Genomic DNA, 16,316 nt, shown 5'->3' with positions numbered 1-16,316 from the left:
ACACTTTTAAATCGAAACCATATTAGAGAAAATTCATGACAACATTAGCGCAATTTGAGCAACTCAAGGCTGCTGGTTACAACACGATTCCAGTTTATCGCCAACGCTTAGCAGATACAGAAACTCCTTTATCAGTTTTCGCTCGTTTTAAAGACCACACGCAAGCTTATTTATTTGAGTCAGTCGAAGGTGGCGAAAATTGGGCGCGCTATTCTATGATTGGTTTGGGTGAGTCGACGGTTTTCTCATGTAATGCAGGTGTTCTGTCTATACAACATGCTGATGGCTCAATTACACAACAAGATTGCCAAGACCCATTTCAGTATATTCGTGAATTTCAGAAGCAATTTAAAGTGCCATCTGCTGAGCTCTTGCCAAACTTACCGAGTTTTACGGGCGGACTAGTAGGTTATTTAGGCTATGATGCAGTCCGTTATATCGAGCCACGTTTAAAGAATGTTCCTACAGCTGACCCAATTACATTGCCAGATTTATGGTTAATGCTATCAAAGACAGTCATAGTCTTTGATAACCTTAAAGACACTTTATTTTTAATTGTTCATGCGGATACAGAGCAGAGCAATGCTTATGAAGACGCTCAGCAAAAATTAGATCAATTAGAACAGTTGTTAGCTACTCCAGTTAGTTTGCAAGCTAAGCCGCATACACCTCCACATTTTGAATCAATTACTGGTAAAGCGAAATTCTTGGAGACAGTTGAAAAAGTTAAAGAATATATACGTGCTGGTGATGTGATGCAGGTTGTTCCAGGGCAGCGTATGGTTTCTGATTTCGATGGGGAGGCTTTACAGGTTTATCGTGCTTTACGTCATTTGAACCCATCGCCTTATTTATTCTTGGTACAAGGGCAAACGATTACTGATAAAAAGCCATTCCATATTGTAGGGTCGTCGCCAGAAATTCTTTCTCGTTTGGAAAATGGCATTGCGACAGTGCGTCCTCTTGCAGGTACCAGACCGCGTGGTAAAACTAAAGAAGAAGATATTGCGCTAGAAAAAGATTTGCTTTCTGACGAAAAAGAAATCGCTGAGCATTTAATGTTGATTGACCTTGGTCGAAATGATGTGGGACGCATATCAAAAATAGGTAAGGTCCAAGTAACGGATCAAATGGTGATTGAACGCTATTCACATGTCATGCACATTGTCTCAAATGTGCAAGGCGAAGTTCGTGACGATATCGATGCACTAGATGTATTCAAAGCAACTTTCCCCGCAGGTACTTTATCGGGTGCACCAAAAATTCGTGCAATGGAAATTATTGATGAAGTTGAGCCTGTAAAAAGAGGTGTCTTTGGTGGGGCAGTAGGATATTTAGGGTGGCACGGTGAAATGGATATGTCGATTGCAATCCGTACTTGTGTTATTCGAGATAAAAAGGTCTATGTACAGGCTGGAGCAGGTCTGGTAGCGGACTCAAATCCTGAATCTGAATGGAATGAAACGCAAATAAAAGCTCGCGCAGTGATCAAAGCGGTTGAATTATCATCAAACGGATTGATTTTATGAGTTTTTAGCGGTTTTTTTAAAAAAACCGCTTGCATCGTTTGGAAGTTTTGCTAAACTGCACACCGTTCCGATACGAAACGTACGAAACACTAAGAAGAGCCGGCATAGCTCAGTTGGTAGAGCAACTGACTTGTAATCAGTAGGTCCACAGTTCGAATCCGTGTGCCGGCACCATCTTAAAGGTGTGTAGTTGTGAAGTAAAGAACAACACTGAAATAAGTGTGATATGGTGAGATTCCCGAGCGGTCAAAGGGGGCGGACTGTAACTCCGCTACGAAAGTTTCGAAGGTTCGAATCCTTCTCTCACCACCATTAACTTCGATTGAAGTGGTATATATACCAACACAGTGCGGGAGTAGCTCAGTTGGTAGAGCGGCAGCCTTCCAAGCTGCATGTCGCGAGTTCGATCCTCGTCTCCCGCTCCATCGAAGGATAATCGCTCTTATAGCTCAGTGGTAGAGCACTCCCTTGGTAAGGGAGAGGTCTCGAGTTCAAATCTCGATAAGAGCTCCAGATACAGTTTAGTAGATTTTCTACAAAGATTTAAAAAGCAGGCTTATTAGTCTGCTTTTCAAGTATTGGGTGTTTGATTTTTTAGGCGATATGTCGATGCTGAGTTTTTGCTCAGAATTGTGTTCGACGTAAACGAGGACTATAAACATGGCTAAGGCTAAGTTTGAACGTAATAAGCCACACGTAAACGTGGGCACAATCGGTCACGTTGACCATGGTAAAACAACTTTAACTGCTGCGATTGCAACAATTTGTGCAAAAACTTACGGCGGTGAAGCGAAAGATTACTCACAAATCGACTCAGCACCTGAAGAAAAAGCACGTGGTATTACAATTAATACTTCACACGTAGAATACGATTCTCCAATTCGTCACTACGCGCATGTTGACTGCCCGGGCCACGCCGATTACGTTAAAAACATGATTACTGGTGCTGCTCAGATGGACGGCGCGATCCTTGTGTGTGCTGCGACTGACGGTCCAATGCCACAAACTCGTGAACACATCCTTCTTTCTCGTCAGGTTGGTGTACCTTACATCATCGTATTCTTAAACAAGTGTGACCTTGTTGATGATGAAGAATTACTTGAATTAGTAGAAATGGAAGTTCGTGAACTTCTTTCTACTTATGACTTCCCAGGTGATGACACTCCAGTTATCCGTGGTTCTGCGCTTAAAGCGTTGGAAGGCGATGCTGGTCAATATGGTGAGTCTTCAGTTCTTGCTCTTGTTGAAGCGCTTGACTCTTACATCCCAGAACCAGAACGTGCTATCGACAAAGCATTCTTAATGCCAATCGAAGACGTATTCTCAATTTCTGGTCGTGGTACTGTAGTAACAGGCCGTGTAGAAGCTGGTATCGTTAAAGTTGGTGAAGAAGTAGAGATCGTTGGTATTAAAGATACAGTTAAAACAACTGTAACTGGCGTAGAAATGTTCCGTAAACTTCTTGACGAAGGCCGTGCAGGTGAGAACTGTGGTATCTTACTTCGTGGTACTAAGCGTGAAGACGTGCAACGTGGTCAAGTACTTGCTAAACCAGGTACAATCAAGCCGCACACTAAATTCGACGCAGAAGTATACGTACTTTCTAAAGAAGAAGGTGGTCGTCACACTCCATTCTTAAATGGTTACCGTCCACAGTTCTACTTCCGTACAACTGACGTAACTGGTGCAATCCAATTACAAGACGGCGTTGAAATGGTTATGCCAGGCGACAACGTTGAAATGTCAGTAGAATTAATCCACCCAATCGCAATGGACCCAGGTCTACGTTTTGCGATCCGTGAAGGTGGTCGTACTGTAGGTGCAGGTGTTGTTGCGAAAGTAACTGCATAAGCATATTATAGTGACGGATTACGTCTCAGGTTGAGGGCTTTGGCTCTCAACTTGCATTATAGGTCAGTAGTTCAATTGGTAGAGCGTCGGTCTCCAAAACCGAATGTTGGGGGTTCGAGTCCCTCCTGACCTGCCATATTTTGAAATAAAAAGCTTGATGCTGGCTTAGTTGTTCATATAATAAGTCGCGAGTTCTACGACGAGTACAAAAATGTCGAATGATAAATCGCGTGACGCATTGAGCGACGCGCCAATTCCTCAAAGAAATAATTCTGCTGAAGTTGTTCGTTCTGGTTCGCCTTTAGATATTGTTCTATGGGTGATAGCAATAGCATTGTTGCTTTTAGCTACCATGGTGAATCAGCATTTGCCAGCGTATTGGGCACCTGCAAATAATGTTTGGGTGCGCGTTGGGGCAATTTTTGCTTGTATCGTTGTGGCTTTAGGTTTATTATACGCCACCCATCAAGGTAAAGGCTTCGTTCGCTTGCTAAAAGATGCACGAGTCGAATTGCGTCGAGTAACTTGGCCAACAAAACAAGAAACAGTCACTACATCGTGGCAGGTTCTATTGGTTGTAGTTGTTGCATCATTGGTTTTATGGTGCTTTGACTATGGTTTGGGTTGGTTAATTAAGTTGATTATCGGGTAAAAGAGCTATGAAACGTTGGTACATTATTCATGCCTACTCTGGCTATGAAAAACAAGTGATGCGTTCACTTACAGAACGAATCCAGCGTAGCGCTGTTGCCGATAGCTTTGGTGATGTCCTTGTTCCTACCGAAGAAGTGGTAGAAATGAAGGATGGTAAGAAACGTAAATCTGAGCGTAAATTCTTTCCTGGCTATGTGTTAGTCGAAATGGAAATGAATGATGATACTTGGCATATCGTTAAAGAATGTCCAAAGGTTCTAGGTTTTATCGGTGGTACACCTGAAAAACCAGCACCAATCACTCAACGTGAAGCAGATGCGATTCTTGCGCGTGTACGTAATACTGGTGAAGCGCCACGTCCTAAAACGATGTTTGAGCCAGGTGAAGAATTACTTGTTATTGACGGTCCATTCACAGACTTTAAAGGTGTGGTGGAAGAAGTTCAATACGATAAGTCACGTTTAACGTTGACGATTAATGTATTTAATCGACCAACTCAGGTTGAACTCGAGTTTCGCCAAGTCGAAAAAACGATTTAATCTCAATTGGTTGAAAAGCGCCCGATTTTATCGGGCATTGTTGTTGTAACAGTAGTGTTGCGTAAAGATTGGGGAGCCTAGCGGCGTTTGTACCCAGAGGTATTTTAAAATGGCTAAGAAGATTGACGGCTATATCAAGCTGCAAGTTCCAGCTGGTAAAGCAAATCCATCTCCACCAATTGGTCCTGCATTAGGTCAACGTGGTGTAAACATCATGGCATTCTGTAAAGAATTCAATGCTGCTACACAAAAAGTTGAACCAGGTCTTCCAATTCCTGTAGTGATTACTGTGTACAACGACAAGTCGTTCACATTCATCATGAAAACTCCTCCAGCTTCTATTCTTCTTAAGAAAGCTGCTGGTATTCAAAAGGGTTCATCTGTACCAAACAAAACTAAAGTTGGTAAGTTGACTCGTGCTCAGTTAGAAGAAATTGCGACTACTAAAGAACCGGATTTAACTGGTGCTGATTTAGACGCACGTGTTCGTACCATCGCTGGTTCTGCACGTTCTATGGGCTTGGAAGTGGAGCTATAAGATATGGCAAAGTTAACTAAACGTCAAAAAGCCATTGCTGCTGCTGTTGAAGCAAACAAAGTTTACACTTTGGAAGAAGCAGTACAAGTTCTTAACAGCCTACCTGCTGCAAAGTTCAAAGAATCTTTGGATGTAGCTGTAAATCTTGGTGTAGACCCACGTAAATCTGACCAGGTTGTTCGTGGCGCAACTACATTACCTGCAGGTACTGGTAAAACTGTACGTGTAGCTGTATTTGCTCAAGGCGCGCAAGCAGAAGCTGCTAAAGAAGCTGGTGCTGATGTTGTAGGTTTTGATGACCTTGCTGAAAGCATCCAAGGTGGAAACCTTGACTTTGATGTTGTAATCGCTGCTCCTGACGCTATGCGTGTTGTTGGTAAGCTCGGTACAATTCTTGGTCCACGTGGTTTAATGCCAAACCCTAAAGTTGGTACTGTAACTCCTGACGTAGCGAATGCTGTTAAAAACGCTAAATCTGGTCAGGCTCGTTACCGTGTAGACAAAGCGGGTATTATCCATGCTGCGATCGGTCAATTAGGCTTTGATGCTGCTGCTATCCGTCAAAACGTTGAAACCTTAGTTGCTGACTTGAAAAAGTTAAAACCTGCAACTTCTAAAGGTGTATACATCAAAAAGATCACTTTGAGCTCAACTATGGGTCCTGGTCTTACAGTTGATGTAAACAACGTTTCTAACTAAGTTTAGACTTAGTAAAGAATTTTAAAGTCCTGATTGGGGACAGAACTTAAATAGAAATGTTTTCTATTTGGTTGGGTGGAGCAAAGCTTTATCCCTTACCCGTCAGGCGGACTTTGAATTGATAAATGAGAATTTATCAGCGTCAAAGACCTCAGGCGAAAAGATGCCGTTTTCGAATAGCACTTTTCTTAATAAACCAGCCTGCGTAGACGCGGTGGTGTGATTTGTTCCTCCTCCGCGTGTAAGTCGAAAGGCTTACGAATTGGGAGTGTGCCCATTGGGTACATAAATCACCTTAGGAGGTTTTACAATGGCTCTTCTTATTGAAGACAAAAAACAGATCGTTGCGGAAGTAAGTGAAGTTGCTTCTAAGGCGTTTGCAGCCGTTGTTGCTGACTACCAAGGCTTAAGCGTAGAGCAATTAACAACACTTCGTGTTGAAGCTCGTAAGTTAGGTGTTTCTACACGTATTGTACGTAACACTTTGGCTAAACGCGCACTTCAAGATACTCAATTCAATATCTTGAACGACAACCTTGTTGGTCCAACAATTCTAGGTTTTTCAACTTCTGAAGATGACATGGGTGCAGCTGCACGTTTGTTCGAAGATTTTGCTAAAACTAACAAAGCATTTGAGTTAAAAGCTGCTGCATTTGACGGCAAAGTTTATCAAGGTGCTGACGTTAGCGTAATTGCAAACCTTCCGAACCAAGAGAAAGCTCTTACTATGCTTGCCTCTGTCCTTCAAGCTCCTATTTCGAAATTGGGTCGCCTTATTACAGCGCTCAAAGAGAAAAACGAGTCAGAAGCTGCTTAATCAATTTTACACACCATTCAATATCCATTTGGAGTTATTCTCATGGCTTTAACTAACGAAGAAATCTTAAACGCAGTTGCTGAAAAAACTGTTCTTGAACTTGTTGAATTAATTTCTGCTTTCGAAGAGAAATTCAACGTTTCAGCTGCAGCTGTTGCTGTTGCTGCTCCAGCTGGTGGCGCTGCTGCTGCTGCTGAAGAACAATCTGAATTCAACGTTGAGTTGACTTCTTTCGGTGCTAACAAAGTAGCTGTAATTAAAGCAGTTCGTGAAGCAACTGGCCTTGGTCTTAAAGAAGCTAAAGACCTAGTTGAAGGTGCTCCTCAAGTTCTTAAAGAAGGCGTTTCTAAAGAAGAAGGCGAAGAACTTAAGAAGAAACTTGAAGAAGCTGGTGCTACAGTTACACTTAAGTAATTGTAAAAGGAGTCGGTTTTTAAATCGGCTCCATAAAATGGCTGATGGCTCTTGGGTCATCAGCCTTTTTGCGTTACAATAATCGGCTCGATTTTTGTTAGTTTTGTTTGTTTTTTAGAAAAATTCAAATAAAACAAGTAATTTCAAATGTTTACCAATATTTTTCTTTTTTAAAAATATTGTTAAGCGTTTTTATACCACTAAAAATTGCAGCATTTGTAAACAGTGGTGGCCATATCGGCCTGCGTAATTCCTTCTGAGCCCGTTCTGCAGGCGGGCTTGGTTTACTTTCCGAGGACTCCAGATGGCATACTCATATACCGAAAAGAAACGGATCCGTAAGAATTTTGGTAAATTGCCCCAAGTAATGGATGCACCGTACTTACTTTCGATTCAGGTCGATTCGTACAGAACATTCTTGCAAGATGGCAAAACTCCAAAAAACCGCGAAGATATCGGTCTCCAAGCCGCATTTCGTTCAGTTTTTCCTATCGAAAGTTATTCTGGCAATGCTGCTTTAGAATTTGTTGAGTATAGCCTTGGTAAACCTGAGTTCGATGTACGCGAATGTATTCTTCGTGGTTCGACTTATGCGGCACCAATGCGCGTTAAAATTCGTTTGATTATTAAAGATCGCGAAACTAAATCAATTAAAGACGTACGAGAACAAGAAGTCTATATGGGTGAAATTCCACTCATGACTGAAAATGGTACATTCGTCATTAATGGTACTGAGCGTGTAATCGTATCTCAATTACATCGTTCACCAGGCGTTTTCTTTGATCACGATAAAGGTAAAACCCACTCAAGTGGTAAAGTGTTGTATTCAGCACGTATCATTCCTTACCGTGGTTCATGGTTAGACTTCGAATTTGATGCGAAAGACTTAGTTTACGTACGTATTGACCGTCGTCGTAAATTACTTGCTACTGTTGTGTTACGTGCACTAGGTTATAACAACGAACAAATCTTGAATTTGTTCTATGAAAAAGTACCTGTGTATCTTGATATGGGTAGCTATCAGATTGATCTAGTACCTGAACGTTTACGTGGGGAAATGGCTCAATTTGATATTGCTGATAATGACGGTAAAGTTATTGTTGAGCAAGGTAAGCGTATTAATGCTCGTCACGTACGTCAAATGGAAGCTGCTGGTTTAACAAAACTTTCAGTTCCTGATGAATACTTATATGAGCGTATCACTGCTGAAAATATTACTTTGCGTGATGGTGAAGTAATTGCTGCGAATACTTTGTTAAGCCATGAAGTTATGGTGAAGTTGGCAGAAGGTGGTGTTAAACAGTTCAATATCTTGTTTACGAACGATATTGACCGTGGTTCGTTTGTTGCTGACACTTTACGTGCAGATACAACGGCTGGTCGTGAAGAAGCATTAGTTGAAATTTATAAAGTAATGCGTCCAGGCGAGCCGCCAACAAAAGAAGCTGCTGAAAACTTATTCAATAACTTATTCTTCTCTTCTGAGCGTTATGACTTATCTCCAGTAGGTCGTATGAAGTTCAACCGTCGTTTGGGTCGTCCATACGAAGTTGGTACTGACCAGAAGTCACGTGAAGTAGAAGGTATTTTATCGCACGAAGATATCATTGATGTATTACGTACATTAGTTGAAATCCGTAACGGTAAAGGTGAAGTCGACGATATCGATCACTTGGGTAACCGTCGTGTACGTTCTGTTGGTGAAATGACTGAAAACCAATTCCGTGTTGGTTTGGTACGTGTTGAACGTGCTGTTAAAGAACGTTTAAGCCAAGCAGAAACAGATAACTTGTCTCCACAAGATCTAATTAACGCTAAACCAGTTGCAGCTGCAATCAAAGAATTCTTTGGTTCAAGCCAATTATCTCAGTTCATGGACCAAAACAACCCATTATCTGAGATTACGCATAAGCGTCGTGTATCAGCGCTTGGGCCTGGTGGTTTAACACGTGAACGTGCGGGCTTTGAAGTACGTGACGTACATCAAACTCACTATGGTCGTGTATGTCCAATTGAAACGCCGGAAGGTCCAAACATTGGTTTGATCAACTCGCTTTCTGTATATGCAAAAGCAAATGACTTCGGTTTCTTGGAAACACCTTACCGTAAAGTAGTAGATGGTCGAGTAACTGATGCAGTTGAATACCTTTCTGCGATTGAAGAAGTAGGTACTGTTATTGCACAGGCCGATTCTGCAGTAGATAAAGATGGCAACCTAACAGAAGAGTTTGTTTCTGTTCGTCATCAAGGTGAATTCGTACGTATGCCACCTGAAAAAGTGACGCATATGGACGTTTCTGCTCAGCAAGTTGTATCTGTTGCTGCATCACTTATTCCATTCCTTGAACACGATGACGCGAACCGTGCGCTTATGGGTTCAAACATGCAACGTCAGGCAGTTCCTACTCTACGTGCGGATAAACCGCTTGTAGGTACAGGTATGGAAGCGAACGTTGCACGTGACTCAGGTGTGTGTGTGATCGCAAACCGTGGTGGTGCAATTGAATACGTAGATGCTTCTCGTATCGTTATTCGTGTAAACGAAGATGAAATGATTGCTGGTGAGGCGGGTGTAGATATCTACAACCTCATTAAATATACGCGTTCTAACCAAAACACTTGTATCAACCAAAATATTATCGTGAATTTGGGCGACAAAGTTGCTCGCGGTGATATCTTGGCAGACGGTCCGTCTACAGATATGGGTGAGCTTGCGCTTGGTCAAAACATGCGCGTTGCGTTCATGACTTGGAATGGTTACAACTATGAAGACTCGATCTTATTATCTGAGCGCGTACTTCAAGAAGACCGTTTAACTTCTATTCATATTCAAGAATTATCTTGTGTAGCGCGTGATACTAAGTTAGGTGCAGAAGAAATTACTGCCGATATTCCTAACGTTGGTGAAGCTGCACTTTCTAAACTTGATGAATCAGGTATCGTTTATATCGGTGCTGAAGTTACAGCAGGTGACATTCTTGTTGGTAAAGTAACGCCTAAAGGTGAAACTCAGTTAACTCCTGAAGAAAAATTGCTTCGTGCAATCTTTGGTGAGAAAGCAGCTGACGTTAAAGATTCATCTTTACGTGTTCCATCTGGTACAAAAGGTACAGTTATCGATGTTCAAGTCTTCACTCGTGATGGCTTAGAGAAAGATGACCGTGCATTGGCGATCGAAAAAGCACAACTTGATGCTTACCGTAAAGACTTGAAAGAAGAATACAAGATCTTTGAAGAAGCAGCTCGTGAGCGTGTAATTCGTTTGCTTAAAGGCCAAGAGTCTAATGGCGGTGGTTCAACTAAACGTGGTGACAAACTCGTTGAAGAAGTGTTATCTGGTTTAGAGCTTGTTGATTTACTTGAAATTCAACCGGCAGATGAAGCAATCGCTGAGCGTTTAACTCAAATTCAAGTGTTCTTAAAAGAAAAGAGCGCAGAAATTGACGAGAAATTCGCTGAGAAGAAACGTAAGCTTGCAACAGGTGATGAATTAACAACTGGCGTATTGAAAGTTGTTAAAGTTTACTTAGCTGTTAAACGTCGTATTCAGCCTGGTGATAAGATGGCTGGTCGTCACGGTAACAAGGGTGTTGTATCTAACATCTTACCTGTTGAAGACATGCCACACGATGCTAACGGTGTACCAGTAGATATCGTATTGAACCCGTTGGGCGTACCATCTCGTATGAACGTGGGTCAGATTCTTGAGACTCACTTAGGTATGGCGGCTAAAGGGCTTGGTGATAAAATCGAGAAAATGTTGAAAGAACAGCGTACAGTTTTAGAACTGCGTGAATTCTTAGACAAGATTTATAACAAAGTCGGTGGTGAGCAAGAAGATCTTGATAGCTTAACTGATGCTGAAGTCTTGGCACTTTCAGGCAACTTACGTGCAGGTGTACCTTTAGCTACTCCTGTATTCGATGGTGCTGAAGAAAGCCAAATTAAAGACTTGCTTGAGTTAGCTGGTATCTCTCGTACAGGTCAAACAGTATTGTTTGATGGCCGTACTGGTGAACAGTTTGATCGTCCTGTAACTGTAGGTTACATGTACATGCTCAAATTGAACCACTTGGTTGATGACAAGATGCATGCGCGTTCAACTGGTTCTTACTCTCTTGTTACACAGCAACCGCTTGGTGGTAAAGCACAATTCGGTGGTCAGCGTTTCGGTGAGATGGAGGTCTGGGCACTCGAAGCTTACGGCGCAGCATATACTCTCCAAGAGATGTTAACTGTTAAGTCGGATGACGTTGAAGGTCGTACACGCATCTATAAGAATATTGTAGATGGTAACCATTATATGGATCCGGGTATGCCTGAATCGTTCAACGTATTGACCAAAGAGATCCGTTCTTTAGGTATCAACATTGAACTGAAAAATGGTGATTAAGTCGTAAGACTCACGATTTTTTAGGTAAAAACAATATTTGTGACCCAGTCGGGTAAGCGTTGCTTCCCGACACACGGAGAAAAAAATTGAAAGACTTGCTCGATATCATGCGTAAGAAAACGGACTCAGATGGTCATGCACCAATTGAGTTTGACCGTATCCGTATTGGTCTTGCGTCACCAGAAATGATTAAGTCATGGTCTCATGGTGAAGTTAAAAAACCTGAGACAATTAACTACCGTACTTTTAAACCTGAACGTGACGGTTTGTTCTGTGCCAAAATTTTTGGTCCAGTAAAAGATTACGAATGCTTGTGTGGTAAATACAAGCGTATGAAATACAAAGGCGTCATTTGTGAAAAATGTGGCGTTGAAGTAACTACAGCGAAAGTTCGTCGTGAACGTATGGGTCACATTGAACTTGCTTCTCCAGTTGCACATATCTGGTTCTTAAAATCGTTACCGAGCCGTATCGGTTTATTATTAGATATGACACTTCGTGATATCGAACGTGTATTGTATTTCGAATCATACGTTGTAACTGACCCAGGTATGACTCCGTTTGAAAAGTATCAACTTTTAACAGACGAAGAATACTTCAATGCACTTGAAGAACACGGTGATGAATTCACTGCGAAAATGGGTGCAGAAGCGGTTCAGGACTTGTTGAAAGATATCGATCTTGAAGCTGAAATCGCACGTTTACGTGAAGAAATTCCTCAAACAACTTCTGAAACGAAGTTGAAAAAAGCGTCTAAACGCTTGAAATTGATGGAAGCATTCAAAGATTCAAACAACAAGCCAGAATGGATGGTGATGAATGTACTTCCGGTACTTCCACCTGATTTACGTCCATTAGTTCCACTTGAAGGTGGTCGTTTCGCGACTTCTGACTTGAACGATTTATACCGTCGTGTCATTAACCGTAACAACCGTTTGAAGCGTCTTCTTGACCTTGCTGCTCCAGATATCATCGTACGTAACGAAAAACGTATGTTACAAGAGTCTGTAGATGCATTGCTTGATAACGGTCGTCGTGGTCGTGCAATTACTGGTTCTAACAAGCGTCCATTAAAATCTTTGGCAGATATGATCAAAGGTAAACAAGGTCGTTTCCGTCAGAACTTATTAGGTAAGCGTGTTGACTATTCTGGTCGTTCGGTAATTACTGTAGGTCCTACTTTACGTCTTCACCAATGTGGTCTTCCGAAGAAAATGGCACTTGAATTATTCAAGCCATTCATTTTCGCGAAACTACAAGCTTCAGGTCAGGCGACTACCATTAAAGCTGCGAAGAAAATGGTTGAGCGTGAGACTCCGGAAGTTTGGGACGTTCTTGCTTCTGTAATTCGTCAACACCCAGTAATGTTGAACCGTGCGCCAACACTTCACCGTTTAGGTCTTCAAGCATTTGAACCTATTCTTATTGAAGGTAAGGCAATCCGTCTTCACCCACTCGTTTGTGCTGCGTTTAACGCCGACTTCGATGGTGACCAAATGGCGGTACACGTTCCATTGACACTTGAAGCACAGTTAGAAGCTCGTGCATTGATGATGTCAACAAACAACATCTTGTCACCAGCAAACGGTGAGCCAATCATCGTTCCTTCTCAGGACGTTGTCTTGGGTCTTTACTACATCACACGTGATGCTGTAAATGCCAAAGGTGAAGGCATGGTGTTCGCGGATACTCATGAAGTAAACCGTGCACTTGCTACTGGTCAGGTTGCGATCCATGCGCGTGTTAAAGTACGTGTACACCAAACTGTTATCAATGAAAATGGTGAACGTGAACACCAAACTATTATTGTTGATACAACACCTGGTCGTTGTTTGCTTTGGGAAATTGTTCCACAAGGCTTAAGCTTTGACATGATCAACCTTGAGATGACTAAAAAGAACATCTCTAAATTGATCAACTCTTGCTACCGTAAACTTGGTTTGAAAGATACAGTTATCTTTGCTGACCAATTAATGTACTTGGGCTTCCGTCAAGCGACTCGTTCAGGTGTATCTGTAGGTATGGAAGACATGCTCATTCCACCTACTAAGCACACAATTATTGATAAAGCAGAAACAGAAGTTCGTGAAATCGAACAACAGTTCGAACAAGGTTTCGTAACTGCTGGTGAGCGTTATAACAAAGTTGTCGATATCTGGGCGCGTACAAACGACCAAGTTGCTAAAGCAATGATGGATAACTTGTCTTATACACTTGTTAAAAACAAACAAGGTGAAGACGAGAAACAAAAATCATTCAACAGCATCTATATGATGTCTGACTCGGGTGCCCGTGGTAGTGCGGCGCAGATTCGTCAGCTTGCTGGTATGCGTGGTTTGATGGCAAAACCGGATGGCTCGATTATTGAGACTCCGATTAAAGCGAACTTCCGTGAAGGTTTAACAGTACTTCAGTACTTTATTTCAACACACGGTGCGCGTAAAGGTTTGGCCGATACAGCATTGAAAACTGCGAACTCTGGTTACTTGACTCGTCGTCTTGTAGACGTAGCGCAAGACTTGGTAATTACTGAACCTGATTGTGGTACAGCGGGTGGTTTAGTAATGACTCCATTCATTCAGGGTGGTGATGTCATCGAGCCATTACGTGACCGCGTATTAGGTCGTGTAACTGCTGAAGATGTACGTCGTGCATCTGATGATGAAGTTGTATTACCTCGCGGTACGTTAATTGACGAGAAAATCGCAGCTCAGCTTGAAGAAGCTGGTGTCGATGAAGTTAAAGTACGTTCTGTAATCGCATGTGAATCAACATTCGGTGTATGTGCTCGTTGTTATGGTCGTGACCTTGCACGTGGTCACTTGGTGAACCCAGGTGAATCAGTCGGTGTAATGGCTGCACAGTCAATCGGTGAGCCAGGTACACAGTTAACGATGCGTACGTTCCACGTTGGTGGTGCTGCGAGCCGAACTTCTGCTGCGAACAGTGTTCAAGTACGTAATAAAGGTACTGTACGTTTCCATAACGTGAAAACTGTACAACATGCAAAAGGCCACTTAGTTTCAGTTTCACGTTCAGGTGAAATTGGTATTGCCGATGATTTAGGTCGTGAGCGCGAGCGTTATAAACTTCCTTACGGTGCAAGCATCTTGTTGAAAGATGGTGAAGCTGTAGAAGCTGGCGGTATCGTAGCGACTTGGGATCCGCATACCCATCCATTGGTAACAGAAGTTGCTGGTAAAGCGCGCTTCAGCCAAATCGCTGATGGCGTAACTGCAACATCGAAAACTGATGATGCAACTGGTATGACTACTGTTGAAATCTTGCCTGTAACAGCTCGTCCTGCTTCTGGTAAAGATTTACGTCCTGCAATCGTGTTGGATACAACAGATGGCGGCGAACAGTTCTACTTCTTGCCACAAAATACAATCGTAACTGTCCGTGATGGCGAAACGATTGGTGTGGGTGACGTTATTGGTCGTGTACCACAAGAAACATCACGTACTCGTGATATTACCGGTGGTCTTCCGCGTGTAGCTGACTTGTTCGAAGCGCGTAAGCCAAAAGAGCATGCAATTCTTGCTGAAGTATCAGGTGTTGTAAGCTTCGGTAAAGAGACTAAAGGTAAAAACCGTTTGGTAATTACTCCTGATGATGGTTCTGAGATTTACGAAGAATTGATTCCAAAATGGCGTCAAATCAACGTATTCGAAGGCGAGCATGTGAACCGTGGTGAGACTATTTCTGATGGTCCACAAAACCCACATGACATCTTGCGTTTGAAAGGTGAAGTTGCATTAACTAACTACATCGTGAACGAAGTTCAAGACGTTTACCGTCTCCAAGGTGTAAAAATCAACGATAAGCACATTGAAGTTATCGTGCGTCAAATGTTGCGTAAAGTTGATATCACTGATGGCGGTGATACAAGCTTCATTAAAGGCGAGCAAGTGGATTACATCCGCGTTGTTCAAGAGAACCAAGCTGTCTTGGCTCAGAACAAGTTCCCTGCGAAGTTTGAACGTCAATTGATGGGTATTACGAAAGCATCGCTTTCTACTGACTCGTTCATCTCTGCTGCATCGTTCCAGGAAACAACTCGTGTGTTAACTGAAGCGGCTGTAACAGGTAAAGAAGATGATTTACGTGGCTTGAAAGAAAACGTTGTAGTAGGTCGTTTGATTCCAGCAGGTACTGGTCTTGCGTACCACTTAGAGCGTCGTCGTCAAGAAGCAGAAGCTGCAGAGCATGAACTTCATAATGACTTCAGCGAAGTAGACCAAGCATTTAGCCAAGCATTAAACTCTGAACAATTCTAAGTTTAGACTGGCACTAAAAAAGGCACCTTAGGGTGCCTTTTTTATTTATATTTATTTATAACAATTTTCAATTGTAATTACATAAACATATTAAAGAGCCATTATTTTATTACTTAAGCGGGATAAATACTCCACAAAAACACACTAGGCTACCTGCTTATGAAGACTGGAGTAAATCTAATGAAAAAAATGATGATGATTGTTAGTGTTGGCCTGATGTCTACAACTTTGTTTGTTGGTTGTCAGAATGCAAGCCCAGAAAGTCAACGTATTGGTTCAGCTGCTATTGGTGGTGGCGCAGGTGGTGCGGTAGGAAAACACGTGGGCGGTAATATAGGTGCAGGTCTAGGAGCGGCACTGGGTGCAGGTGTTGCGGCTAATGCAAAAGGGTCTAGCAGTAAAACCGTACGTAATAGTGCAATTGGTGCTGGTGTCGGCGCTGTATTAGGTGGAGCAATTATTGGTGGTGACGCTGGTGCTGCTACAGGTGGAGCATTGGGTGGTAGTGCTGGTGCAGCCTATGAAGAGAAGAAAGGGAAGTACTAAAAGTATCCTTAATAATTGTTAAACTATAGAAGTCTTTATGTGATTAAAGACTTCTT

Annotated in this window: 11 protein-coding genes and 5 tRNA genes; all 16 read left to right on the top strand. The window is 42.3% G+C overall.

What is annotated here, in order from left to right:
• Nucleotides 1-35: 35 nt before the first annotated feature.
• The 16 genes from trpE to AAC388_RS16775 all read left to right on the top strand — a co-directional run bounded on the left by trpE (nucleotide 36) and on the right by AAC388_RS16775 (nucleotide 16,260).
• Nucleotides 36-1,529, top strand: coding sequence for an anthranilate synthase component I (gene trpE, locus AAC388_RS16850; protein ID WP_342370962.1), 1,494 nt, complete (start codon nucleotides 36-38; stop codon nucleotides 1,527-1,529).
• A gap of 98 nt (nucleotides 1,530-1,627) precedes the next feature.
• Nucleotides 1,628-1,703 (top strand) — tRNA-Thr (locus tag AAC388_RS16845).
• A 54-nt stretch (nucleotides 1,704-1,757) separates the two neighbouring features.
• Nucleotides 1,758-1,841 (top strand) — tRNA-Tyr (locus AAC388_RS16840).
• A gap of 37 nt (nucleotides 1,842-1,878) precedes the next feature.
• A tRNA-Gly gene (locus AAC388_RS16835) sits at nucleotides 1,879-1,954 on the top strand.
• Nucleotides 1,955-1,967: 13 nt separating this feature from the next.
• Nucleotides 1,968-2,042: transfer RNA gene (locus tag AAC388_RS16830), tRNA-Thr, on the top strand.
• 147 nt (nucleotides 2,043-2,189) lie between these two features.
• The gene (tuf, locus tag AAC388_RS16825; protein WP_005065785.1) at nucleotides 2,190-3,380 is read left to right on the top strand and encodes an elongation factor Tu; all 1,191 of its coding nucleotides are present in this window, start codon (nucleotides 2,190-2,192) and stop codon (nucleotides 3,378-3,380) included.
• Nucleotides 3,381-3,440: 60 nt separating this feature from the next.
• Nucleotides 3,441-3,516, top strand: a tRNA-Trp gene (locus AAC388_RS16820).
• A 75-nt stretch (nucleotides 3,517-3,591) separates the two neighbouring features.
• Entirely contained in the window at nucleotides 3,592-4,032 is a 441-nt protein-coding gene (gene secE, locus AAC388_RS16815; protein ID WP_002114837.1) for a preprotein translocase subunit SecE, read from the top strand.
• A 7-nt stretch (nucleotides 4,033-4,039) separates the two neighbouring features.
• The gene (nusG, locus tag AAC388_RS16810; protein ID WP_002115092.1) at nucleotides 4,040-4,573 is read left to right on the top strand and encodes a transcription termination/antitermination protein NusG; all 534 of its coding nucleotides are present in this window, start codon (nucleotides 4,040-4,042) and stop codon (nucleotides 4,571-4,573) included.
• 109 nt (nucleotides 4,574-4,682) lie between these two features.
• Complete coding sequence (gene rplK / locus AAC388_RS16805) at nucleotides 4,683-5,111, top strand: 50S ribosomal protein L11 (protein ID WP_001074682.1); 429 nt, start codon at nucleotides 4,683-4,685, stop codon at nucleotides 5,109-5,111.
• A 3-nt stretch (nucleotides 5,112-5,114) separates the two neighbouring features.
• Nucleotides 5,115-5,810, top strand: a complete 696-nt coding sequence (rplA, locus tag AAC388_RS16800) for a 50S ribosomal protein L1 (RefSeq protein ID WP_005065788.1) — start codon at nucleotides 5,115-5,117, stop codon at nucleotides 5,808-5,810.
• A gap of 310 nt (nucleotides 5,811-6,120) precedes the next feature.
• Nucleotides 6,121-6,627 carry a 50S ribosomal protein L10 gene (gene rplJ, locus AAC388_RS16795; protein WP_002115099.1) on the top strand — a complete coding sequence of 169 codons (507 nt, stop codon included), beginning with the start codon at nucleotides 6,121-6,123 and terminating at the stop codon, nucleotides 6,625-6,627.
• A 42-nt stretch (nucleotides 6,628-6,669) separates the two neighbouring features.
• Complete coding sequence (gene rplL, locus AAC388_RS16790) at nucleotides 6,670-7,041, top strand: 50S ribosomal protein L7/L12 (protein WP_001229360.1); 372 nt, start codon at nucleotides 6,670-6,672, stop codon at nucleotides 7,039-7,041.
• Between the two features lie 304 nt (nucleotides 7,042-7,345).
• Nucleotides 7,346-11,434, top strand: coding sequence for a DNA-directed RNA polymerase subunit beta (gene rpoB, locus AAC388_RS16785; RefSeq protein ID WP_002114857.1), 4,089 nt, complete (start codon nucleotides 7,346-7,348; stop codon nucleotides 11,432-11,434).
• A gap of 86 nt (nucleotides 11,435-11,520) precedes the next feature.
• Nucleotides 11,521-15,714 carry a DNA-directed RNA polymerase subunit beta' gene (rpoC, locus tag AAC388_RS16780; RefSeq protein WP_002114988.1) on the top strand — a complete coding sequence of 1,398 codons (4,194 nt, stop codon included), beginning with the start codon at nucleotides 11,521-11,523 and terminating at the stop codon, nucleotides 15,712-15,714.
• A 180-nt stretch (nucleotides 15,715-15,894) separates the two neighbouring features.
• Nucleotides 15,895-16,260 carry a hypothetical protein gene (locus AAC388_RS16775; protein WP_005065793.1) on the top strand — a complete coding sequence of 122 codons (366 nt, stop codon included), beginning with the start codon at nucleotides 15,895-15,897 and terminating at the stop codon, nucleotides 16,258-16,260.
• Nucleotides 16,261-16,316: the final 56 nt, after the last annotated feature.

This window comes from Acinetobacter sp. D009, from assembly GCF_038562025.1.
GTDB lineage: Bacteria > Pseudomonadota > Gammaproteobacteria > Pseudomonadales > Moraxellaceae > Acinetobacter > Acinetobacter pittii.
This window is presented reverse-complemented; position numbering and strand designations above follow the sequence as displayed.